The sequence below is a fragment of the Bartonella rattimassiliensis 15908 genome, from assembly GCF_000278215.1.
Lineage (GTDB): Bacteria > Pseudomonadota > Alphaproteobacteria > Rhizobiales > Rhizobiaceae > Bartonella > Bartonella rattimassiliensis.
In genome coordinates this window covers 115,998-138,178 of the sequence record NZ_JH725066.1, presented here as the reverse complement: position 1 = coordinate 138,178, position 22,181 = coordinate 115,998, and the positions used below count along the sequence as shown (strand labels likewise).

Annotated in this window: 15 protein-coding genes, 1 tRNA gene and 1 pseudogene; 6 read left to right on the top strand and 11 right to left on the bottom strand. The window is 37.4% G+C overall.

The window, feature by feature from the left end:
- Positions 1 to 49: 49 nt before the first annotated feature.
- The 3 genes and pseudogenes from rpsA to aroA all read right to left on the bottom strand — a co-directional run bounded on the left by rpsA (position 50) and on the right by aroA (position 3,856).
- A complete protein-coding gene (gene rpsA, locus MCY_RS05255; protein ID WP_007347337.1) occupies positions 50 to 1,750 on the bottom strand; it encodes a 30S ribosomal protein S1 in 1,701 nt (566 codons plus the stop codon).
- A gap of 132 nt (positions 1,751 to 1,882) precedes the next feature.
- Positions 1,883 to 2,531: pseudogene (cmk, locus tag MCY_RS05250) on the bottom strand ((d)CMP kinase).
- A complete protein-coding gene (gene aroA / locus MCY_RS05245) occupies positions 2,528 to 3,856 on the bottom strand; it encodes a 3-phosphoshikimate 1-carboxyvinyltransferase (protein WP_007347335.1) in 1,329 nt (442 codons plus the stop codon). Before aroA ends, cmk begins: the two are co-directional and overlap by 4 nt.
- Positions 3,857 to 4,044: 188 nt before the next feature.
- Between aroA and MCY_RS05240 the strand changes: the two genes are divergently transcribed.
- Together MCY_RS05240 and MCY_RS05235 are read left to right on the top strand one after the other, a co-directional pair.
- A complete protein-coding gene (locus MCY_RS05240) occupies positions 4,045 to 4,425 on the top strand; it encodes a TIGR02300 family protein (RefSeq protein WP_007347334.1) in 381 nt (126 codons plus the stop codon).
- A gap of 117 nt (positions 4,426 to 4,542) precedes the next feature.
- Positions 4,543 to 4,618, top strand: a tRNA-Ala gene (locus MCY_RS05235).
- Positions 4,619 to 6,729: 2,111 nt separating this feature from the next.
- Here the strand turns inward: MCY_RS05235 and MCY_RS05230 are convergent.
- Positions 6,730 to 7,317 carry a transglycosylase SLT domain-containing protein gene (locus MCY_RS05230; protein WP_007347333.1) on the bottom strand — a complete coding sequence of 196 codons (588 nt, stop codon included), beginning with the start codon at positions 7,315 to 7,317 and terminating at the stop codon, positions 6,730 to 6,732.
- 113 nt (positions 7,318 to 7,430) lie between these two features.
- Positions 7,431 to 8,612 carry a DNA recombination protein RmuC gene (locus MCY_RS05225; RefSeq protein WP_007347332.1) on the bottom strand — a complete coding sequence of 394 codons (1,182 nt, stop codon included), beginning with the start codon at positions 8,610 to 8,612 and terminating at the stop codon, positions 7,431 to 7,433.
- A gap of 92 nt (positions 8,613 to 8,704) precedes the next feature.
- Between MCY_RS05225 and def the strand changes: the two genes are divergently transcribed.
- The 3 genes from def to truA are packed head-to-tail and all read left to right on the top strand — an operon-like array spanning position 8,705 to position 10,915.
- Complete coding sequence (gene def / locus MCY_RS05220; protein WP_007347331.1) at positions 8,705 to 9,241, top strand: peptide deformylase; 537 nt, start codon at positions 8,705 to 8,707, stop codon at positions 9,239 to 9,241.
- On the top strand, positions 9,241 to 10,170 hold the full coding sequence (gene fmt / locus MCY_RS05215) for a methionyl-tRNA formyltransferase (protein ID WP_007347330.1): 930 nt from the start codon (positions 9,241 to 9,243) through the stop codon (positions 10,168 to 10,170). Before def ends, fmt begins: the two co-directional genes overlap by 1 nt.
- Before the next feature lies 1 nt (position 10,171).
- Positions 10,172 to 10,915 carry a tRNA pseudouridine(38-40) synthase TruA gene (gene truA / locus MCY_RS05210; protein WP_007347329.1) on the top strand — a complete coding sequence of 248 codons (744 nt, stop codon included), beginning with the start codon at positions 10,172 to 10,174 and terminating at the stop codon, positions 10,913 to 10,915.
- Positions 10,916 to 10,947: 32 nt separating this feature from the next.
- On the opposite strand, the gene MCY_RS05205 is transcribed toward truA, so the two are convergent.
- Positions 10,948 to 11,805 carry an LOG family protein gene (locus MCY_RS05205; RefSeq protein ID WP_007347328.1) on the bottom strand — a complete coding sequence of 286 codons (858 nt, stop codon included), beginning with the start codon at positions 11,803 to 11,805 and terminating at the stop codon, positions 10,948 to 10,950.
- A 105-nt stretch (positions 11,806 to 11,910) separates the two neighbouring features.
- Here MCY_RS05205 and dapD point away from each other — a divergent pair, with 105 nt between their 5' ends.
- Entirely contained in the window at positions 11,911 to 12,759 is an 849-nt protein-coding gene (gene dapD, locus MCY_RS05200) for a 2,3,4,5-tetrahydropyridine-2,6-dicarboxylate N-succinyltransferase (RefSeq protein ID WP_007347327.1), read from the top strand.
- A gap of 487 nt (positions 12,760 to 13,246) precedes the next feature.
- On the opposite strand, the gene lepA is transcribed toward dapD, so the two are convergent.
- From lepA to dnaK, 5 genes are all read right to left on the bottom strand, one after another.
- Positions 13,247 to 15,052: a translation elongation factor 4 gene (gene lepA, locus MCY_RS05195; RefSeq protein WP_007347326.1), complete on the bottom strand. Its 1,806-nt coding sequence runs from the start codon at positions 15,050 to 15,052 to the stop codon at positions 13,247 to 13,249.
- Positions 15,053 to 16,211: 1,159 nt separating this feature from the next.
- Positions 16,212 to 17,126 carry a DMT family transporter gene (locus MCY_RS05190; protein ID WP_007347325.1) on the bottom strand — a complete coding sequence of 305 codons (915 nt, stop codon included), beginning with the start codon at positions 17,124 to 17,126 and terminating at the stop codon, positions 16,212 to 16,214.
- Positions 17,127 to 17,158: 32 nt separating this feature from the next.
- The gene (gene argB, locus MCY_RS05185; protein ID WP_007347324.1) at positions 17,159 to 18,064 is read right to left on the bottom strand and encodes an acetylglutamate kinase; all 906 of its coding nucleotides are present in this window, start codon (positions 18,062 to 18,064) and stop codon (positions 17,159 to 17,161) included.
- Between the two features lie 903 nt (positions 18,065 to 18,967).
- On the bottom strand, positions 18,968 to 20,110 hold the full coding sequence (gene dnaJ, locus MCY_RS05180) for a molecular chaperone DnaJ (RefSeq protein WP_007347323.1): 1,143 nt from the start codon (positions 20,108 to 20,110) through the stop codon (positions 18,968 to 18,970).
- 156 nt (positions 20,111 to 20,266) lie between these two features.
- A complete protein-coding gene (dnaK, locus tag MCY_RS05175; protein ID WP_007347322.1) occupies positions 20,267 to 22,159 on the bottom strand; it encodes a molecular chaperone DnaK in 1,893 nt (630 codons plus the stop codon).
- Between the last annotated feature and the right edge of the window lie 22 nt (positions 22,160 to 22,181).

Sequence of the window (22,181 nt, the reverse complement as noted above, 5' to 3'; positions counted from 1 at the left end):
TCATTTTAGGAGTGGCCTTAATGACAATATCAATTTTAATAATTGATGATTAATCTTGTCCTTGTTTTTTCAAAGCAGCACCAAGAATATCACCAAGAGAAGCACCTGAGTCTGTAGAGCCATATTGTGCAACAGCTTCTTTTTCTTCTGCAATTTCTAAAGCTTTAATCGATACTGAAATTTTACGTGTTTTTTTATCAAATGCTGTGATGCGAGCATCAACTTTTTGCCCAATTGCAAAACGCTCAGGACGCTGTTCATCACGATCACGTGCTAAGTCAACGCGTCGAATGGTTGTCGCAAGATTGTGATCAACTAATTTTACCTCAATATCATTGTCGTTCACAGCAGTAACTTCACATGTTACAACAGCACCTTTTCGTAATTCGCCAGAAGCGGCTGCTTCTCCAACTTTATCGCTGGAAAGTTGCTTAATTCCGAGAGAAATACGCTCTTTTTCAATGTCCACATCAAGGACAACAGCTTTAACGATATCGCCTTTATTGTAAGTATCAATGACTTGCTCACCAGGACGATTCCAATCAAGATCAGACAGATGAACCATACCATCAACATCGCCTTCAAGCCCAATAAAGAGACCAAATTCCGTTTTATTTTTAACCTCTCCTTCAATTTGCGAATTGACAGGAAATTTATTGGCAAAAGCTTCCCACGGATTTTCAAATGTTTGCTTTAAGCCAAGAGAAATACGACGTTTGGAAGGATCAATTTCAAGAACAACCACTTCTACTTCTTGTGACGTAGACAGAATTTTTCCCGGATGAACATTTTTCTTTGTCCAACTCATTTCAGAAACATGGATCAACCCTTCTATTCCTGGTTCAATTTCAACAAAACCACCGTAATCCGTAATATTGGTAACAGCACCCGTAATTTTTTTACCGATAGGGTATCGGACACAGATGCTTTCCCAAGGATCACTTTCAAGCTGTTTCATTCCAAGAGAAATACGGTGCGTATCTTGATTGATGCGAATAATCTGAACTTTAATCGTTTGACCAATGGTGAGAACTTCAGATGGGTGGTTAACACGACGCCACGCCATATCTGTAACGTGTAAAAGACCATCAATCCCACCAAGATCAACAAAGGCACCATAATCTGTGATATTTTTCACCACACCTTCAACGATTTGGTTTTCTTCAAGATTTTGTACAATTTCTGAACGTTGTTCAGCGCGACTTTCTTCTAAGACAGTGCGACGTGAAACCACAATATTGCCACGACGACGATCCATCTTCAAAATTTCAAAAGACTGGGAATTATGCATGAGAGGTGTCACATCACGAATGGGACGAATATCAACTTGGCTGCGAGGCAAAAAAGCAACAGCCCCATCAAGATCAACTGTAAAACCACCTTTTACTTGGCTAAAAATAACACCATCAACGCGAGCACCAGAATTGAATTTTTCCTCCAAACGGACCCAACTTTCTTCGCGCCGTGCTTTTTCACGCGATAAAACAGCTTCACCCATTGCATTTTCAATGCGTTCAATGTAAACTTCAACTTCATCACCAACTTGCAAAGAACCACCTTTTGCTTTAGCTCCAAATTCTTTGAGAGGAATACGTCCTTCAACTTTAAGTCCAGCATCAATAATGGCCATGTCTTTTTCGATTGCAATAACACGACCTTTAACGACAGATCCTTCATTTAGATCGTTGGTTTGAAAAGATTCTGTTAAAAGGGCTTCAAAATCCGCTGTTGTGGGATTATATTGTGACATAAGAACTCCTAAATATATACCTTCATCATAAGGTACAAGCGCTAGGTTAGTGTTAATATAAGCAACTCCCTGCCTTTTTCCTTGAATACAGGAAAAAAATTAGCGCTTAGGCCGGAAGTCACCTTGACGAATTTATCCAATTATATGCACTTTATATGATCGGATCAATAAAGGTACATGCAATCGCAAATGTTGCTTCTATACTCAATTCTGACGTATCAAGCAAGTGGGCGTTTTTTGCTGGTTTTAGTGGGCTTTTTTTGCGCTTTATATCACGACTGTCTCGCTGTTCCAATTGAGCGAGGATTTCATGATAATTTACCTGAACACCTTTTTTCAAAATCTCCTGATAACGACGTCTGGCGCGCGTTTGAACATCGGCGAGAACATAAAACTTGATATCGGCATCAGGGCAAACGATCGTGCCAATATCCCGCCCATCAAGCACACTTCCAGGTAAGGTTTTAGCAAAATTTCGCTGTTTGTCGATAAGAATTTTGCGCACTGCAGGGTTAAGTGCTATTTTTGAAGCCGCTTCACCAAGTTCATGAGAAGAGAGAAGCGCTGGATTTAAGCTATTAAAATCAAGCTCTTTAGCATAAATAAGAGCATTATTTTCATCAGTAAGAGCTAAACTTTGTTGTAAAAGCGCATGAGCAACACCACGATAAGTAAGCCCTGTATCAAGATGATGAAGATGATAATGTGCAGCAATTTTGCGTGCTAAGGTTCCTTTGCCTGAAGCTGCTGGTCCATCAATGGCAATAACAAAAGGCTTCAAGCGATCTTTCCCCCAAGTCGTTGTATAAAAGGAATAAATTCCGGAAAGCTCGTAGCGATCATTCGTTGATCATCAATGGTAACAGGTTTTTCTGATACAAGCCCAAAGATGAGAAAGCACATAGCAATTCTATGATCAAGATATGTGGTAACCTCTCCACCACCCAAATCTTTGGCGGAACCTTTCCCATAAACAATAAGAAAATCTTGACCCTCTTCACAGTCTACGCAATTAATTTTTAATCCTTGAGCAACAGCAGATAGTCGATCTGATTCTTTAACACGCAATTCTTCAATTCCTAGCATAACTGTTTTGCCTTCGGCAAAGGCTGCTGCTATTGCCAAAGCAGGATATTCATCAATCATCGATGGTACACGTTCTTTAGGCACAATAATACCTTTAAGGATCGATGATTTTATCCGTAGATCGGCAACATCCTCTCCACCTGTTTGGCGCTGATTCAAAAACTCAATGTGAGCCCCCATTTCCCACAATGTTTCAATAAGTCCTATTCGAGAATTATTTATCAAAACATTTTCAATAGTAATATCAGAATCTTCTACAAGAAGGGCTGCAATAATGAGAAAAGCAGCAGAAGAAGGATCACCCGGAATATGAATCGTTTGTCCAGTAAGATGAGGATGACCATGAAGATGAATCAAACGTGCACCTTCTTTATCTCTTTCTATTTCAAGTTTAGCACCAAATGCTTTTAACATTTTTTCCGTATGATCTCGCGTCAAAACCGGCTCAATAACAGTTGTAATGCCCGCAGTATTGAGCCCTGCGAGCAGGACGGCTGATTTAATTTGGGCGGAAGCTATTGGAACACGATAGCGAATCGGATTAGCCATTTTCGGACCATAAAGCGTTAAAGGAAGGTGATCACCTTGTGTGGCCTCAATTTCGACCCCCATGAGACGCAGTGGATCGAGAATACGTCCCATTGGACGTTTAGAGAGAGAAATATCACCAATAAAGGTTGTTTTCATATGATAGGGACCAACCATTCCCATAACTAAACGAGCACCTGTTCCAGCGTTTCCAAAGTCTAATGGTTCTTGCGCGGCTAAGAGGCAACCATTCCCTGTTCCTCGTATGATCCAGAAATTATCTTTCTTAATAATACAAGCACCCATAGCTTGCATAGCAGCAGCTGTATTGAGTACATCAGCGCTTTCAAGTAATCCATAGATATATGTCTTACCACTTGCTAATCCCCCCAATATAAGAGAGCGATGCGAAATTGATTTATCTCCTGGTATTCGAATTTTTCCAGAAAGATTACTCGATTTATAGGCGGTTATAGGAATTGCTTTTTTCATGAAAATTCTATATTAATTCTCTCTAATTTTTATGAAATTATGTATCCTTTAGCATATGCTTTAAAGGACGTCATGAGAAAATCACTGTAGAATAGTATATTTATCTTTGACAAAGACATTATTTTTCGATTAAGCACTATGAGATTTATCTTCTAATGGAATAATAGTTAATCAAAGAGGCACGGTTTATGGCAAAACAAGAACTTGGAACTAAACGTGTTGATCCAGAAACAGGAAAAAAATTTTACGATCTAAATCGCGATCCTATTATATCGCCCTATACAGGAATTTCTTATCCGCGTTCTTATTTTGAAGTTGCGGCAGCTGAAGCAAACAATGAAGAAGAAGTTGATACTGAAGAGCTTGATACAGCACTTGAAAAGTCAGCCTTTATGCTTCTTGAAGAGGATGATGAGGATTCTAAAGATGACGATCTTCCTGATTTGGAAGATAGTGATGTAGATCTCGGTGATGATGATGATACATTTTTAGCTCATGAGGATGAAGATGAAGATGATGACGTTACTGATATTCTGGGAGGTGGTGTTTCTAATGATGACGATGCTTAAGAGAAATAAAAGAGGGTATCTTGCCTATTGAATGCAAATTCTTCTTGATCTTCCACTTTTCTCACTTTAAAAAAGTTGAAATTATATACTGTACTTTTGGAAAAATTTGTTTTTATAGGGGCTATAGCTCAGCTGGGAGAGCGCTTGCATGGCATGCAAGAGGTCAGCGGTTCAATCCCGCTTAGCTCCACCAAAAGGCAATGGATTATTTTATAACGATTATTCATCGTTTTGCATGTTAAATTGAAAATTCTGAATCTTGTAAGATTCTCTTATTCAAAACCTGTTTCATATTGATACAATTAAATTTATTTTCTTACACGTCACAAGCGAAGCTAGGCGTGAGGGATCTAAACATGACAAAACAGGAATAAAAATACCTCTTACGAACGTTCTCAAATGCTAAAGGCTGTTCAACTAAAAGCTAGCAAAGTGTGTATGTGAGCGCTGGCTTGCTCTATTAAAGCGTAAATACGGGGGTACTCTACAAATTTTATCTTATTCATGCAATTTTTATCATTATACTATCCTTTACAGGTGCTATTGTAAAATGGGGGTGATAGGTTTTAAGATATGTCTCTTAAAAAAGGACCAATTCTTCTAGCAAAAGAATCAATTTAACAGAGAACGTTTGTATCAATTGAAAAAATTTATGTGCTCTGTAATTATCATTTCAATAGTAACGCTCTTCTGGCATCGTAATGCTATCATAATATATTCTTCAGCATTTGTTGGATTGTAAAATTTTATTGTCTAGCAATGAACGGCAATATTTTTTATGTTTTGTACAAAAATAAAAAGTGAATTATTTAACTTATACCTTGTTTTAAAGGACAAAATTTGCCCCCTTTCATAATAATATTTCAATATTTCCATAAAATCATAATCTGTCGATTATCGATACCTTTATTAAAAGGCATGAAGTAATTAAACAAAGGTTCAAAAATAGAATATTTAAGATATATTTCTTAATTGCTGTGAATCAAGATTTTTAGGAGTGTTTTTAGCCTTATCAGATATCCTACCAATTAAAAAATTCCTCCTTAAGTGGCATTCACCTGCTAAATACTGAGAAATGTTAACCACTAAATCACAGACTGACTTGTCATAATAAATTATTTATACATTAAATCATAACTCCAAACAAAGTGAGTTTCTCTCATCATAAGCCCTTATCTCTTGAATCAATAAAATTTGTTTTTTCATGCGTCAAAAGCAAAATTGAGATGTAGGAGCCAAGCGGAACACTCATTATATTTGTCAGATCCCAATATTGCAAAAATTCTTACATTTGAGAATGTTCATAAGAGGCATTTTGATTCCTTTCTTTCTGTATTTTATCCACATACTAATCGTGCGTATTATGTACAAACCAATAGTTTCCTTTCTTCAACATCAAGAGGTTTAAAATGATAAAATCCTAAGTATACGAAACTCTTAATTCGATATGAATAGCGATACATTATCATTATAAATCAATGATAGGAAGCAAAGAACTGTTTAAGAAAAGAATAAAAATGTTTCTCATAAATAGCCTTAAATATAAAAGCTATCACAACATTGGAGATTGGCTTGTTAATTCATAAGTGTTACAGAAAAATCCCGCTCTGAATATTCTTAAATGCAAAGTTGTATAGTATCTTACCATCCTATAAACGATAGTGTTTTACAACATAATAAGATAGCTTTTTAAGATAACTTTTTTCACGTAAGATGAACAGACAAAATGGATAAACATGCTCCATTCTATACAATATTAAATATTATGAATCTTTTGGAAGGATATAACCATCCCTTTATATAAAGCAAAGTTTTTGTGAAACGATGCTCTTTAGTTTAATGCATTTTTCGTTTTTTATATTGAACTTTTTACCTTTTTATGATGCTAGAATTGCATTTGTTTTGTCATTACTTTCTACGCTTCATAAGAAGAATATTTATATAATAATCAGCCAATAATATGCATAATGAAAATAAAAAAGAGATTATCTTTAAAAGTTTTTCTTTAACAATCACTGATATTTAGTCCAGTGCTAAATGCCAACGCTCACCGGAAGACCATTTCCATTATAAATTCTTTGATTCATTGTAAATTCTATGAACAAAGGAGTTAAAAATATCGAGAATGCGCTTAAATGTATTTGTATTGCAAAAACTTTCTATCGCTTAAGTTTATTCTATTCAATAACAATTTATGTCACTGGATAATCGGAAAAGCAACACTATCTTATCACACAATAAGAAATTTTTCTCTTAAATAACCTTACCCCATCAATTCTCTGATTGAGATTTTGAGAATCTTCGCTAACGCCATCCACATCTCTTTAATTGCTGTTCATATAGCTTTGATATCCTCGCCATACGCTGCGCTGCTTGTGAAAGCGTAGCAGTGACATGCCCACCATTACGCGCATAAGCACCATGTCCCATATGATAATTTAAATAAAGACTATATGCATCATCAAACCTTACACCATTGCGTTGAACACTTTGGCGATGGTACCAAGCAACAAAATCAGCAGAATCTGCAAAATTCGTACGCCATGCAAAAGACCTTCCTGTGGAGCGAACATACATTGCCCATGTGCTGTCAAGCGCTTGAGAATAACCATAGGCTGTCGATCGACGCTTCCATGGAATAAAACCAAGTAATTTTTTGCGTGGAGGACGTGCATTGTGACGAAAGCTCGATTCCATATTAATGGTTGCGAGAATAATAGGCATAGGAATCCCATAGCGCATTTCTGCTCTTTGAGCCGCCTTTCCCCAATTATCAAAAAAACCATTTTTTTGCGCTAAAATAGCGCAAGCATTGTTTGTGTGGATGGGAGTAGTTGTTACACACCCCCCCAGCAGAAACACCAATGCCCCTAAAAACAAAAGGTGTCGCATATTCTCTATTCCTCTCATTATAAGAAATAAAACAAGATAGAAATACTAAAAAATTATTACCAATCAATAAAGAGCATGATCTAACTTATGACATTTAAAAAGCTTGTTTTATTTCATTCTTCATCAACCAAATGCAATGTTTGCAACGAAGCAGATGTTGTCATTTTTGTTGGTTTAGAATAATTTTCCTTTAATTCGAAAGTTTCAATACGATTTGCCCGTTTCATAATTTTGGAAGACGATATTAAAATTCCCTCTATATCTTCACCTGCTTTGTAAAAGTGCTTCTGTAACGCACGAACACGCATATCCATTCGTCCAAAATCTTCCATCAATTTTGCTACTTCTGATTGAATTAAATGCGCTTGTTCACGCATCCGTGCATCTTTCATAATAGTTTGTACAACTTGGACAGATAACATCAACAAAGACGGCGAAACAATTATTACATGAGCTCTATTAGCTTTTTGGACCAATGGCTCAAAATCCTCATAAATTGTTGCAAAAATTGATTCCGATGGCACAAAAAGAAAAGCGGTGTCATGGGTTTCTCCAGGAATCAAATATTTTTGCGCAATATCACGGATATGGACTTCCATATTAGTACGAAATTGGCGTTCTGCTTCTTGACGCTCTTGCGCTGATGCTGCTTTACGCATTGCATTCCAAGACTCCAGAGGAAATTTAGCATCAACAACAAGAGAAGGTGCTTTATTGGGCATATGAATAAGACAATCTGGGCGCTTTCCATTAGAGAGAACCGCCTGAAAAGCATAGGAATTTACTGGTAAAGCATCAGCAATAATTGCTTCCATCCGCCCCTGACCAAAGGTACCACGTGTCTGCTTATTGCTTAAAATGGATTGCAATTGAACAACCTGTCCAGTAAGCGATTGAATATTATTCTGTGCCGCATCAATTACGGCTAAACGCTCTTGCAAACGATTCAAATTTTCATAAGTGGATTTAGTTTGTACCTGAAGTGTTTGACCTAAGCTTGTTGTCATTCCATTGAGCTGCTCACTGAGTGATTTATTCAATTCAGCCTGCCGTTGACCAAAAATTTCCGCCATCGTTTGCATTCGCCCTTGCATTTCAGCTTGTGCCTTCAGCAAATTAGCCAACTGCATTTGCGCCTCACGCGCACGTTCAGCAGTTTCATTTTCTAAAAATGTTTTTTTTCGATGAGATTGTATCTGCATAAAAAATACTAAACAGATAAGTATCGATAAAAGTAAAATCATTAATTTAGAAAAAAACTCATCTGCAAGTATAGAAAAAAACGAATCAAACATAAATAGTAATATAACGCTCTTATCATAAAAAAATGCAATAATCTGTTATTCAATATTGACCAATAAAAAACCATTGTTTAATCTCTTTAATTATGCCAGTAAGATCTTTAGTTACTTTACCTGATCCGATTTTACGAGAAGTGTCCAAACCCGTTGAACAGTTTGATTCAGCTCTCAAAGAGCTTGCGGATGACATGTTGAGGACTATGTATAATGCTAAAGGTGTTGGTTTGGCTGCTATTCAGATTGGTATACCACTTCGTATGTTAGTTATGGATGTCTCTGGGAATTCTGAAGATAATCAGAAAAAACCGCTTGTTATTATCAACCCTGAAATTTTATGGCTTTCAGATGAGCGTAATATTTACCAAGAAGGTTGTCTTTCTATTCCTGACTATTTTGCAGAAGTAGAACGTCCAAAACGCCTTTGTATTCGCTATCAGGATCGCGAAGGAAAACACACAGAAATTGAAGCAGATGATCTCTTAGCAACTTGCTTACAGCATGAAATTGATCATTTAAATGGGCACCTTTTTATTGATTACCTTTCAAAAATCAAACGCGATATAGTGATACGAAAATTTAAAAAACGCGCAAAAAATAAAAACACACAGGAAGCAATTTTGTAATGGCATTACGATTAAGTTTTATGGGAACACCAGATTTTTCTGTTCCCATTTTACATGCTTTATTGGATGCTGGTCATGATGTTGTCGCTGTTTATAGTCAACCACCTCGTCCAGCAGGACGTCGGGGGCTTAAACTCATTCCATCAGCTGTTCATAACGCAGCAAAAGAAAAGTCTATTCCTATTTTTACCCCTCAAACACTCAAAACAGCTGAACAGCAAGAGAAATTTGCCGCGCTTTCTGTTGATGCTGCAATTGTCGTAGCTTATGGACTCCTGTTACCCAAAGCTGTTCTCGAAACACCGCGTTTTGGTTGTTTTAATGCCCACGCGTCACTCTTACCACGTTGGCGCGGTGCTGCGCCTATTCAGAGAGCAATTATGGCTGGTGACAAGGAAACAGGGATAATGATCATGAAAATGGATGAGGGACTTGATACGGGACCTATCGCTCTTTCTCGCTCCATTCCCATTGCTGATAACACCACCGCTACTGAACTCTCAAATAAACTTTCACATATAGCCGCAAAACTTATGATAGAAACTCTTTCAACTCTTGAAAAAGGCCAACTTAAGCTGAGCCCACAATCAGAGGAAGGCATAACTTATGCCGAAAAAATTAAAAAGGAAGAGACTCGCATTGATTGGACAAAACCTGCAGAGTTTATTCATAGGCATATCCGTGCGCTTTCTCCCTCTCCTGGTTGCTGGTGCAAAATGAATATCGGTGGACGAGAAGAACGTGTAAAAATTCTTGATAGTCGCTTAGTAACAGGGCCTTCTCTTGAAATTGGGCGAACAGAACCAGATTCTTTGATTATTCATTGCGGACAAGGGCGAATAGAAATAACCTCTCTCCAAAGATCTGGTGGTAAAATTCTTGAGAGCGCGATATTTTTGCGAGGCGCTCATATTTCTGCTGTTTTTTAAGATGCCACGTTTTAAAATCACTCTTGAATATGATGGATCAAATTATGCTGGTTGGCAGCGCCAAGAAAAACTTCCGACCATACAAGGAACTCTTGAACAAGTTATCTTTGCCTTTAGTGGACAACAATTGACTATAACAACAGCAGGACGAACGGATGCAGGGGTGCATGCTACGGGACAAGTGGCCCATGTTGATTTTGAAAAAAATTGGCACCTCCATACTGTACGTGATGCGCTTAATGCTCTTTTACGTAAACAGGGAGAAGCGATTTCAATCTTAAACGTACAAAATGTCCCTGATGACTTTGATGCACGATTTTCCGCTGTAAAGCGCTATTATCTTTTTAAAATTCTTAATCGCCGCTCTCCACCAACTCTAAGTGCTAAACACGTATGGTGGATACCAAAGCCTCTTAATGCTGAAGCCATGCATGAAGCTGCACAAAAGCTTGTCGGAAAACATGATTTTACAACTTTTCGCTCAGCACATTGCCAAGCCAAAAGCCCGATTCGTACTCTTGAACGCCTCGATGTTCGAAGAGAAGGAGAGGAAATCTTCCTTTATGCGCAAGCGCGTTCTTTTCTTCATCATCAAATCCGTTCATTCGCAGGAAGCCTCATGGAAGTGGGAACTGGACGTTGGACAACTCAAGATCTTGAAGCAGCTCTTCATGCTAAAGATCGTAAACGTTGTGGTGTTGTTGCTCCCCCTTCAGGACTTTATTTAACCAAAGTCGAGTATTAATTGTCCTTTAAGATTTAACGTCTTAAAAGCCGTTAAGGTAGCTTATAAAAAGAACGAATTTCTTCAAAAGCTTCTGCTGCTGTATTAACAAATTTCATAAAATTAACATCAGTAGGAGAGATTGTACCTTGTGCAGACAGATACTCAAAATTGATAGTATTACTCCAAAATTCTCTGCCAAATAATAAAATTGGTACCTGTTGCATGCGCCCTGTCTGGACTAAAGTTAATGTCTCAAACAGTTCATCCAACGTCCCAAATCCTCCAGGAAAAATGGCTAATGCTTTCGCTCGTAATAAAAAATGCATTTTTCGCATCCCCAAATAGTGAAAATTAAAACACAAATGCGGCGACACATACGAATTAGGCTCTTGCTCATGCGGTAAAATAATATTCAAGCCAATCGTTGGAGCTCCAACATCACAAGCACCACGATTTCCGGCCTCCATGATCCCTGGCCCACCCCCTGTAACAACTACAAATTCTCGATATTCCATCGTAGCAGAATAAAGTGAACACAAACGCGCAAATTCTCTTGCTTCATCATAATAATGTGACATAGCACGCAAATTTTTCTTTTGTGTTTCATTTTTTGCAGCCCACGCTGCTTGCCCAGGTTCCGGAATACGTGCACCACCAAACAAAACAACTGTTGATTGAATATTATATTCTTTAAGTGTCATTTCCGGCTTTAAAAATTCAAGACCAAGACGTTGTGAACGCAGCTCTGGACGCATCATAAACTCTTGATCGATATATGCTAAACGATAAGTAGATGAACGCATTTGTGCAGAGACTTTATGTATTTGCTGTAGAGCATCCTTCTTACGAAGAAGTGGTATCCAGTTTTCTTGCTTCCCTTTTCTTTTTTCTTTACAGCTTTTTTTCATGCGCCTGTCCTCTCCTCATCGTTTTATTGACTGAAAACATTTCTTCGCGTAGATCATTAGAGAGTAAACCTTGAAGCTTTCAACTTGTTTAATGGAACTATGTTCATGACCAATCTCACACAACTTGAAATCATTATTGAAAAAGCATTTAATGAACGCGATTCTCTTGATACTACTACAAAAGGCGAAATCCGTGAGAGTGTCGAATACACATTGAATCTTCTTGATAAAGGTGAAATTCGTGTCGCAGAACGACAAAAAAATGGGCAATGGCATGTTCATCAATGGTTGAAAAAAGCTGTTTTACTCTCTTTTCGGCTTAACCCTATGCAAATTATTGCTGGTGGTGTAAATGGAACGTATTGGTGGGATAAAGTTTCTTCAAAATTCTCTGGTTGGCAAGAGGCGAATTTTAAAAGTGCTAATTTCCGTTCGGTTCCTGGAGCCATTGTGCGCCATTCTGCCTATATTGCGCCTCATGTTGTATTGATGCCATCCTTTGTAAATCTCGGTGCATTTATCGATGAAGGAACAATGATTGATACATGGACCACCGTTGGTTCTTGTGCACAAATTGGTAAACATGTTCATCTTTCTGGGGGAGTTGGTATTGGAGGTGTTTTGGAACCCCTGCAAGCAAATCCAACAATTATTGAGGATCATTGCTTTATCGGTGCACGCTCTGAAATTGTTGAAGGCTGTATTATTCGTGAAGGCGCTGTTTTAGGAATGGGAGTCTTTATTGGAAAATCTACAAAAATTATTGATCGTACAACAGGTGAAATCTTTATCGGTGAAGTGCCAGCTTATTCAGTGGTTGTGCCAGGTTCTTTCCCTGGAAAACCATTACCAAATGGTAAAGTAGGTCCAAGCCTTTATTGTGCTGTTATAGTAAAACGCGTTGATCAAAAAACACGAGAGAAAACATCCATTAATGACCTTTTACGTGATTAAATAATATATTAATTTATAATGATAATTTTTGTCTTTAACTTAAATAATACGCTCTAATAAAAAGATTCTCTTATGTGATATACCTTCATATTGAATCAATCACTATCCTTTCCTATATACCATAAACGAAGTAGGGGTGGAAACACGACAAGAAAAATATAAAAAGACGGTAGCAATCTCCAAGAGCTAGCAAATATAATGCGTTAGTTTACTCTTTTATTCAGCATAAAGATAGTAGTTTCTATAAATTTTATCTTCTTCATGAATTTTTATATTATCTATGGAAAGCTTTATTGTTATACCCTTTACGGATGCCGTCTTGCAACGAATGTGACGAGCTTTGAGACACAGCTCTTAAAAAAGCACGCAAATGCGCAACACAAAATCTATTTTTTAGGACTTTCTATTTTGCATGAAATACATGGATCCTATTAAAGGACATAAGAAATAAAAGCACAATTAATGGAGAAAAACACTCCTTTTTTTATTATTTATTCATTTTAAGCGCTTGAATAAAAGCCGATTGAGGAATTTCTACCTTTCCAAATTGGCGCATTCGTTTTTTACCTTCTTTTTGCTTTTCCAAAAGTTTTCGTTTACGTGTTACATCGCCTCCATAACATTTGGCTGTTACATCTTTACGCAAAGCACGAATTGTTTCGCGCGCTATAACTTTACCACCAATAGCAGCTTGAACTGGAATCTGAAACATATGCTGGGGAATAAGATCTTTCAGTTTTTCGCACATTAAACGCCCACGCTTTTCCGCAATCGTGCGGTGCACAAGCATCGACAATGCATCAATAGGCTCTCCATTCACCAAAATAGACATTTTAACTAAATCCCCTTCTGCGTAATCCGTCATTTGATAATCAAAAGAAGCATACCCCTTTGAGATCGATTTTAAGCGATCATAAAAATCAAAAACGACTTCATTGAGTGGCAAATCATACGTCACCATAGCACGCGTTCCAACATAGGATAAACTAACCTGTACCCCCCGTCGCTCTTGGCACAATTCTAAAATTGACCCAAGATAATTATCAGGAGTCATGATTGTCGCTCGGATCCATGGTTCTTCAATGGAGGAAATTTTAACAACATCAGGCATATCTGCTGGATTATGCAATTCTTTAACACAACCATCATTCATATTCATGCGATAAACAACCGAAGGTGCTGTTGCAATTAAATCCAAATTAAACTCACGCTCTAACCGCTCTTGAATAATTTCAAGATGAAGAAGCCCTAAAAAACCACAACGAAACCCAAATCCTAAAGCTGCTGATGTTTCCATTTCAAAAGAAAAACTCGCATCATTTAAGCGTAATTTACCCATAGCTGCACGCAAATCATCAAAATCGGCAGCATCAATTGGAAATAGTCCACAAAAGACAACTGGTTGCGCAGGCTTAAAACCAGGTAAAGCATTTTCACAAGGACGACGCTCTTCAGTAATCGTATCTCCAACCCGTGTATCTGATACCTCTTTGATAGAAGCAGTGATAAAACCGATCTCGCCTGGTCCTAACGCATCTATCTGTACCATTTTAGGTGTAAACACACCAACGCGCTCAACTGGATATTTTGCCCCTGTACCCATCATGCGAATAATTTGGCCTTTTTTTAAAATACCATCTATCACCCGTACCAAAACAATGACGCCAAGATATGCATCATACCAGCTATCAACCAACATTGCTTTCAAGGGATTTGCAACATCGCCTGTGCGTGGAGGGGGTAATTGTGTAACAATTGCCTCCAAAACATCAGGAACCCCCAAACCTGTTTTGGCTGATATTTCCACTGCTTGCGATGTATCAATGCCGATCACATCTTCAATTTGTTCTTTAACACGCTCAGGTTCTGCTGCTGGAAGATCAACTTTATTAAGCACAACAACTAACTCATGAGAATTATCAATAGCTTGATAAACATTTGCCAACGTCTGCGCCTCTACACCTTGGCTTGCATCCACCACCAACAAAGAACCTTCACAAGCTGCCAATGAACGCGAAACCTCATAAGCAAAATCCACATGGCCAGGTGTATCCATAAGATTTAAAATATAAGTCTCACCATCTGTTGCTTTATAGTGCAAACGTACTGTTTGTGCTTTAATAGTAATTCCACGTTCACGCTCAATATCCATGGAATCGAGCACTTGTTCTTTCATCTCACGTGTTTCAAGTCCCCCTGTCATCTGAATTAAACGATCAGCTAAAGTCGACTTGCCGTGATCAATATGTGCCACGATGGAAAAATTACGAATATAATTACGATCTATTGTCATATAAGGCGATTTAGCAAAGAATAATACAAAACGCAAAGATCAATTATGCTTCAGCTCCTTTCGAAAGAATATAAACCAACAAAACTCCTCAAAACACAACTTTCTCATAGCCTAAAAAATGAGGCTTTTGTTTGCTAAATTAAAAAAATCTGTTCACATCTTATTTGATGACTTATACGCAGATCCAATATGATGAATGTCCACATCACTTCAATGTTCAATAAAGTTCGCAAGAGATATTTTCTTAACTTGTACACAATAATCTGGTTTTTTAGTAATCTTATATAAAAATAAAATAGATCTCGATAGAGATAATTTTCTTCTTAATGTTTAAAATTTTAAAAATATGCCCTGTTAAGTGGAGTTTTTATGTACTTTTTATACAACTCCTTGCTTCTTCCATTAAAAGTAAAAAACATCAAATCTCTTCGATTTATTGGATAATACATTGATTTATAATAATTGCTTTGCAATTTAAAGGAATATCCTGAATATCGCGAGCATTTCTCAGCTTAAACTTGTTCATAGTGAATCAATCAAATTTTTTCCTTACACATTAAAAATAGGGATAGACAAATAAGGCTAGTATATGGATAAGAATGCTTCTTATACACTCCTTCAAATACCAAAGGCTGCGTAATATTAGGAATTGATAAAGAAAACAATCATACGAATTTTAATCTTTATATTTTCAACAAAAATGCTGATGTTCTATGGTTTTTATACATTATCATGCAAACATGAGTATAAAATACATTGCGAAAATGTGCATTTTTAAAAAGCACGTTAATGTATAACATTATGGAGGCTGTTTTGGGTATTTTATTTTGCAGGAAGAGCATAACTCGATTCAAGAACAAAAGGAATAACGCGTGACACGTGCATAATTCATTATTCAAAAACATTCCTATGAATGTTTTGAAAATTATAGCGTTTATTTTTATCTGTACCATTTCGTTCTTTGGCCCAATAAAGGTTGCCTTGCCTTCTCAGAAGTTAGGCATACAAATAGATACATACTCTTGCTCTAATCTGGTATCCAAAAGCTGGATAGCTTGTAGACCTTCTTAATCATGTTAAGATTAAAAAAATCCTTAAAAAATAAAACTCTAAAAACCAAAATCTCATGTAATAAAATCACAATAAAAAGAGTGCATAACTAAACAACTTTTTCAATTGCTTTATTTTTTTTACACCATTGTGAAGGCTGTAATTCAGCCACAATGATTCCAATCAGAATAAGCAAACCACCTAATAAAGCTAAGGGAGATAAATGCTCTCCAGCCAAACGTCCAACGATACCAGCCCATACCGGTTCACCTGCGTAAATAAGTGTTGCACGCGTAGGAGAAATAAACTTTTGTGCCCAATTCATAGCCAATTGAATGACAGCACTCATGAATGCCAATCCTATACCAATGCTAAACCATATCCACGAAAATTCAGGAATGCTTTCATCCACCAAAGGCATACAAGCAAATGAAAAAAAACCACTAAAAAATAACTGGATAATGGTCACACGCCGACTATCAACCTTATTGGCAAAAATTCCGATAAGTATGACTTCTCCAGCTATCGCTAAAGCACCGAATAAAGTCAAAATTTCGCCTTTTGAAAAATCAAAACTTCCCGGCTTTTGTCCTGAAACAAGTACGAGCCCAATAAAAGCAAAAACAATACCAATCCAACAAGCTAAACGAGGAGTTTTTTTAAAAACAATCCATTGCAAAATTGGAACCATCGGTACATAAAGCGCTGTGATAAAAGCTGACTGACTACTAATAATTGTTTGAAGTCCAGCTGCCTGAAAAGTATAACCCAAAAACATGGTTAAACCAATCGTCATTCCAGCAAAAACTTCATAAACAGTTATACCTTTTATAGAGCGCCAAAAAATTGTACCACATATAAGAGATGCAGCAATAAAACGAAACCCAACAAAAAATAGAGGACCACTATAACGTACTGCAATGTGAATTACTAAAAATGTAATGCCCCAAAATATTGTCGCAGTAAATATTGCTAATTCTGGCTTACTTAATAAAGGATATTTAAACTGTTTTATATTCGTCATGAAAAGCCTTCTCCTCCAATTTCCCGCACAATTTACGAAACGATAAGCGATCCAACTCCCTGTTCGGTGAACAGTTCTAGTAAAACAGAATGAGGGGTCTTACCATTTAAAATGACAACACCTTCTACCCCACTTTGAAGAGCTTTCATACAAGTCTCTACTTTTGGAATCATGCCTCCTGAAATTGTTCCATTTTTGATAAGTTTCTCAGCTTCAGAAATTGTCAATTTTTTTAAAAGTTTACCCTGTTTATCCAAAACACCAGGAACATCAGTGAGAAATAAAAGGCGTTTAGCCTCTAATGCACCAGCAATCGCTCCAGCAAAAATATCAGCATTAATATTATAAGTTTTACCATCGCGTCCTGGAGCGACAGGAGCAAGAACTGGTATCATTTCAGAACATGCTAAAAGATCCAGCAATGTGCGATCAACTTCAATAGGCTCACCAACAAACCCCAAATCTAAAACACGTTCAATATTTGAATCAGGATCAATGACAGTTTTATAAGCCTTTTCGGCAAAAACCATATTGCCGTCCTTGCCGCACAGTCCTATTGCCCATTCACCCTCAGCATTGATGAGAGCAACAATTTCTTTGTTTATGGAACCCGCTAAAACCATTTCAACTACTTCAACGATCCGCTCATCAGTTACCCGTAAACCGTTTTCAAATCGTGATTCAATACCCATTTTCATCAAAATTTCAGCAATTTGAGGCCCACCACCATGAACAACAACAGGATTAATCCCCGATTGCTTTAAGAGAGCAATATCACGCGCAAACGCTTGCCCCAAGGCAGGATCACCCATAACATGACCGCCATATTTTACTACAACTGTTTCATTTTCGTATTTTTGCATATAGGGTAAAGCAGCCGATAAAAATGCTGCTTGTGTTTCCAAAACATCTACAGCACCGTTTTTAGCATCATCCATTAATAGAGCCTCCTCATCACTTTTTACCATCTCCTAGTAAAATTTAGGAAAAGTGAAAACAATAAAACAAAGTTTTACCCTACCCATCCCTCTGAAAATCGTCAATTTCCCTTTAAATTATGAAAAAGTAACAACGAGATGAAACACTAAACAGCTTCCCTTTAAACACTGACAGAAAAAAATTAAACAAAATAGGCGTAAAAAAACACCATTATTTTATGATCTTATGTACAAAATTGAAAAGCAGAATTTTTAAGCTACGCCGCACATTTAACTCATTAATTTATCCCTATGGATACTTAACAATGAATAAGGATATAGACAACCATTGATTTTGTAAAATAAAAACAAAGTTTTCTTACAATAATAAAATTAACATATCACCAAGCTAAGAAATCATTCAACTGTTTTATAGCCTATCTCAATTTTTCTTTAAAGAAATTTTCCAACGCAGTTCATCCGGAAACTATAATTTTGGTTTTAAAAATGTGGATTCCTAACAGCTTATTTAACCTTGCTTGGTAAACTGCTGCCTATTTTACTGTTTTATTATAAAGATTTTAAAAAGAAATCTTGAGTAAAAAAGATAAGTACAAAAAATTTTAAACGCATAAAAGCAATTACCACGAAACTGGAAATATTTCTTATCAGTCACTCAATTGCATTCTCATATGGATAAGCCCTTTTTAAAATATCATAGACACTCAAAAATAAGACTTATCCATAAAACTCATGAAATGTAAAAAAACTATCAAGCCGCAGAAGCCTGCCTTAAACTAGCCCGCCTCTCTTTTTTCTTCTCAAAAAAAGAGTGCTTTTCATATATGATGAGACAATAGAAAGCAAAATGAAAATGACCTTCCCAAAGCTCTTTCTAATTTATTTTGAGAACATTCATATATTTTAACTAGAAATATTTTCAAAAAATTCTTTCATACGTGAAAAAAATCCATGTGACTGCGGTGAATTTTCATGGCTTGAGAGCTTTTCAAATTTTTGCAACAATTCACGTTGCTCTTGCGTTAGCTTCTGTGGTGTTTCAATCGTGATATGAATGTAAAGGTCACCCCTTGCTTGTTGACGACGCAACATGGGCATACCTTTGCCTTTAAGGCGAAATTGACGTCCATTTTGTGTCCCTTCTGGAATCTTAACACGTGCTTTAACACCATCAAGATCGGAAACTTCAAACTCCCCCCCTAAAGCAGCTGTTACCATTGAAATAGGAACGCGACAGTGAAGATCCGCTCCTTCTCGCTGAAAAAATTCATGCGGCTTAACGGAAAGGAAAATATAAAGATCTCCATTAGGACCACCACGCATACCAGCATCACCCTCACCAGAAAGACGAATACGCGTCCCATCTTCAATACCAGCTGGAATATTTACACTCAACGAACGCTTTTTCTCTATGCGTCGCGTCCCCTGACATTTGAAGCATGGATCCTTAATAGTTTCACCACGTCCATGACATGTTGGACATGTTCGCTCAATAGAAAAAAAACCTTGTGCTGCACGTACACGACCAGATCCATGGCATGTCCCACAAACTTGTGGTTTAGAACCCTTTTTCGCGCCTGATCCTTCACAAACATCGCATGTGACAGAACTGGGAATATTAATCTCTGCAGTTTTTCCTGAAAATGCCTCTTCTAAAGTCACTTCCATATTATAACTCAAATCAGCTCCACGTTCGCGACTATCACCACGCTTACGGTGCGCACCGCCTATAATTTCGCCAAAAAAATCTTCAAAAATATCAGCAAATCCACCACTAGCAGAAAAACCACCAAAGGGATTTCCTCCCCCTTGACTGCCGCTATTTTCAAAGGCCGCATGACCAAATCGATCATAAGCAGCACGCTTTTGAGGATCTTTAAGAACTTCATAGGCTTCGCCAATTTCTTTGAATTTTCTCTCTGCCTCTTTATTCCCCGCGTTGCGATCAGGATGATACTGCATTGCTAGCTTACGAAATGCAGATTTCAACTTTTTATCATCACATTCACGAGTCACGCCAAGAACTTCATAATAATCAACCTTCATCATGTATTCCTGATAATTTTTCTATCATCCATTTTTATGGATAATATTGCTTTTAATTTATATTTTAGCAACAAAGTTGCAACTCACTCAAATAATAAAGCCCAGCCTTATATTTCAAAGGCCGGGGTTATAAATTAATCAACACATAGGCTGATACTATTTCTTCTTATCATGAATTTCTTCAAAATCAGCATCAACAACATCATCATTCTTTGTCTCTGTTTCGGTGTCAGAAGTCGCTGCTTGTGAAGCTTCATACATAGCCTGTCCAAGCTTCATACTGACTTCTGCTAATTTTTGCATTTTTACTGTTATTTCTTCAGTATCACTGCCTTCAAGTGCAGACTTCAAATCAGATATTGCTGTCTCAATCTGTCCCTTTTCTTCAGCTGATACTTTATCACCATATTCATTGAGCGACTTTCCAGTTGAATGAATAAGAGCTTCAGCTTGATTTCTAACTTCAACACCTTCACGGCGTTTTTTATCCTCAGCTGCATGCGCTTCTGCATCCTGTACCATTTTTTCAATATCAGCATCACTTAAACCACCTGATGCCTGAATACGAATTTGATGCTCTTTACCTGTTCCCTTATCCTTAGCTGAAACATTAACAATACCATTTGCATCAATATCAAAAGTAACTTCAATTTGAGGTATACCACGCGGTGCCGGAGGAATACCAACAAGATCAAATTGCGCCAATAACTTATTATCACTCGCCATTTCCCGTTCACCTTGGAAAACGCGAATCGTCACTGCACTCTGGTTATCATCAGCTGTCGAAAAAACTTGTGATTTTTTCGTTGGGATAGTGGTGTTGCGCTCAATAAGGCGTGTGAAAACCCCACCTAAAGTTTCAATACCCAACGATAAAGGTGTTACATCTAGCAGCAACACATCTTTGACATCGCCTTGCAGTACACCTCCTTGAATTGCAGCCCCCATTGCAACCACTTCATCAGGATTAACGCCTTTGTGTGGATCCTTGCCAAAAAAGCTTTGCACAACTTGCTGAATCTTAGGCATACGTGTCATACCACCCACTAAAACAACTTCGTCAATCTCACCAGCCTTTAATCCAGCATCTTTCAACGCAGCTTTACAAGGCTCAATGGTACGTTGCACTAAATCATCAACGAGAGATTCAAATTTTGCCCGAGTCAATTTCATTGTTAAGTGCTTTGGACCGGATTGATCTGCCGTAATAAAGGGTAAATTGATTTCTGTTTGCTGTGAAGAAGAAAGCTCAATCTTCGCTTTTTCTGCTGCCTCTTTTAAGCGCTGTAAAGCCAGTTTGTCATTTTTCAGATCAATTCCTTGGTCTTTTTTGAATTCATCTGCAAAATAACCAACCAAACGCATATCAAAGTCTTCACCACCTAAAAATGTATCTCCATTGGTTGATTTAACTTCAAAGACGCCATCTCCAATTTCAAGTACTGAAATATCAAATGTACCACCACCAAGGTCGTAAACAGCAATGGTTTTTCCATCTTTTTTGTCCAAACCATAAGCTAAAGCAGCAGCGGTTGGCTCATTAATAATCCGTAAAACTTCAAGTCCAGCAATTTTACCCGCATCTTTAGTTGCTTGACGTTGCGCATCATTAAAATAAGCAGGAACAGTAATAACCGCCTGTTCAACTTTTTCACCAAGATAAGATTCAGCTGTTTCCTTCATCTTTTGCAAAATCATAGCTGAAATTTGCGATGGAGAATATTTCTTACCCGCTTCTTCAACCCATGCATCACCATTGTCGCCTTTAACAATTTTATAAGGCACAAGTGCTTTATCTTTTTCAACCATAGGATCATCAAAACGACGCCCTATCAAACGTTTAACCGCAAAAACTGTGCCTTCAGGATTTGTTACTGCCTGCCGTTTAGCAGGCTGTCCAACAAGCCGCTCTCCTCCATCAGTAAAAGCAACGATGGAAGGTGTTGTTCGCGCTCCTTCTGAGTTTTCGATAACCTTTGCATTTTTGCCATCCATAACAGCCACACAAGAGTTCGTTGTCCCCAAATCAATACCAATTACTTTTGCCATATTATAATCTCCATTCAGCAAG

Excerpts from the sequence above, each read along its gene's own strand:
- rpsA (WP_007347337.1), bottom strand. The coding sequence starts at position 1,750 with ATGTCACAATATAATCCCACAACAGCGGATTTTGAAGCCCTTTTAACA.
- aroA (WP_007347335.1), bottom strand. The coding sequence starts at position 3,856 with ATGAAAAAAGCAATTCCTATAACCGCCTATAAATCGAGTAATCTTTCT.
- MCY_RS05240 (WP_007347334.1), top strand. The coding sequence starts at position 4,045 with ATGGCAAAACAAGAACTTGGAACTAAACGTGTTGATCCAGAAACAGGA.
- MCY_RS05230 (WP_007347333.1), bottom strand. The coding sequence starts at position 7,317 with ATGCGACACCTTTTGTTTTTAGGGGCATTGGTGTTTCTGCTGGGGGGG.
- MCY_RS05225 (WP_007347332.1), bottom strand. The coding sequence starts at position 8,612 with ATGTTTGATTCGTTTTTTTCTATACTTGCAGATGAGTTTTTTTCTAAA.
- def (WP_007347331.1), top strand. The coding sequence starts at position 8,705 with ATGCCAGTAAGATCTTTAGTTACTTTACCTGATCCGATTTTACGAGAA.
- fmt (WP_007347330.1), top strand. The coding sequence starts at position 9,241 with ATGGCATTACGATTAAGTTTTATGGGAACACCAGATTTTTCTGTTCCC.
- truA (WP_007347329.1), top strand. The coding sequence starts at position 10,172 with ATGCCACGTTTTAAAATCACTCTTGAATATGATGGATCAAATTATGCT.
- MCY_RS05205 (WP_007347328.1), bottom strand. The coding sequence starts at position 11,805 with ATGAAAAAAAGCTGTAAAGAAAAAAGAAAAGGGAAGCAAGAAAACTGG.
- dapD (WP_007347327.1), top strand. The coding sequence starts at position 11,911 with ATGACCAATCTCACACAACTTGAAATCATTATTGAAAAAGCATTTAAT.
- lepA (WP_007347326.1), bottom strand. The coding sequence starts at position 15,052 with ATGACAATAGATCGTAATTATATTCGTAATTTTTCCATCGTGGCACAT.
- MCY_RS05190 (WP_007347325.1), bottom strand. The coding sequence starts at position 17,126 with ATGACGAATATAAAACAGTTTAAATATCCTTTATTAAGTAAGCCAGAA.
- argB (WP_007347324.1), bottom strand. The coding sequence starts at position 18,064 with ATGGATGATGCTAAAAACGGTGCTGTAGATGTTTTGGAAACACAAGCA.
- dnaJ (WP_007347323.1), bottom strand. The coding sequence starts at position 20,110 with ATGAAGGTTGATTATTATGAAGTTCTTGGCGTGACTCGTGAATGTGAT.
- dnaK (WP_007347322.1), bottom strand. The coding sequence starts at position 22,159 with ATGGCAAAAGTAATTGGTATTGATTTGGGGACAACGAACTCTTGTGTG.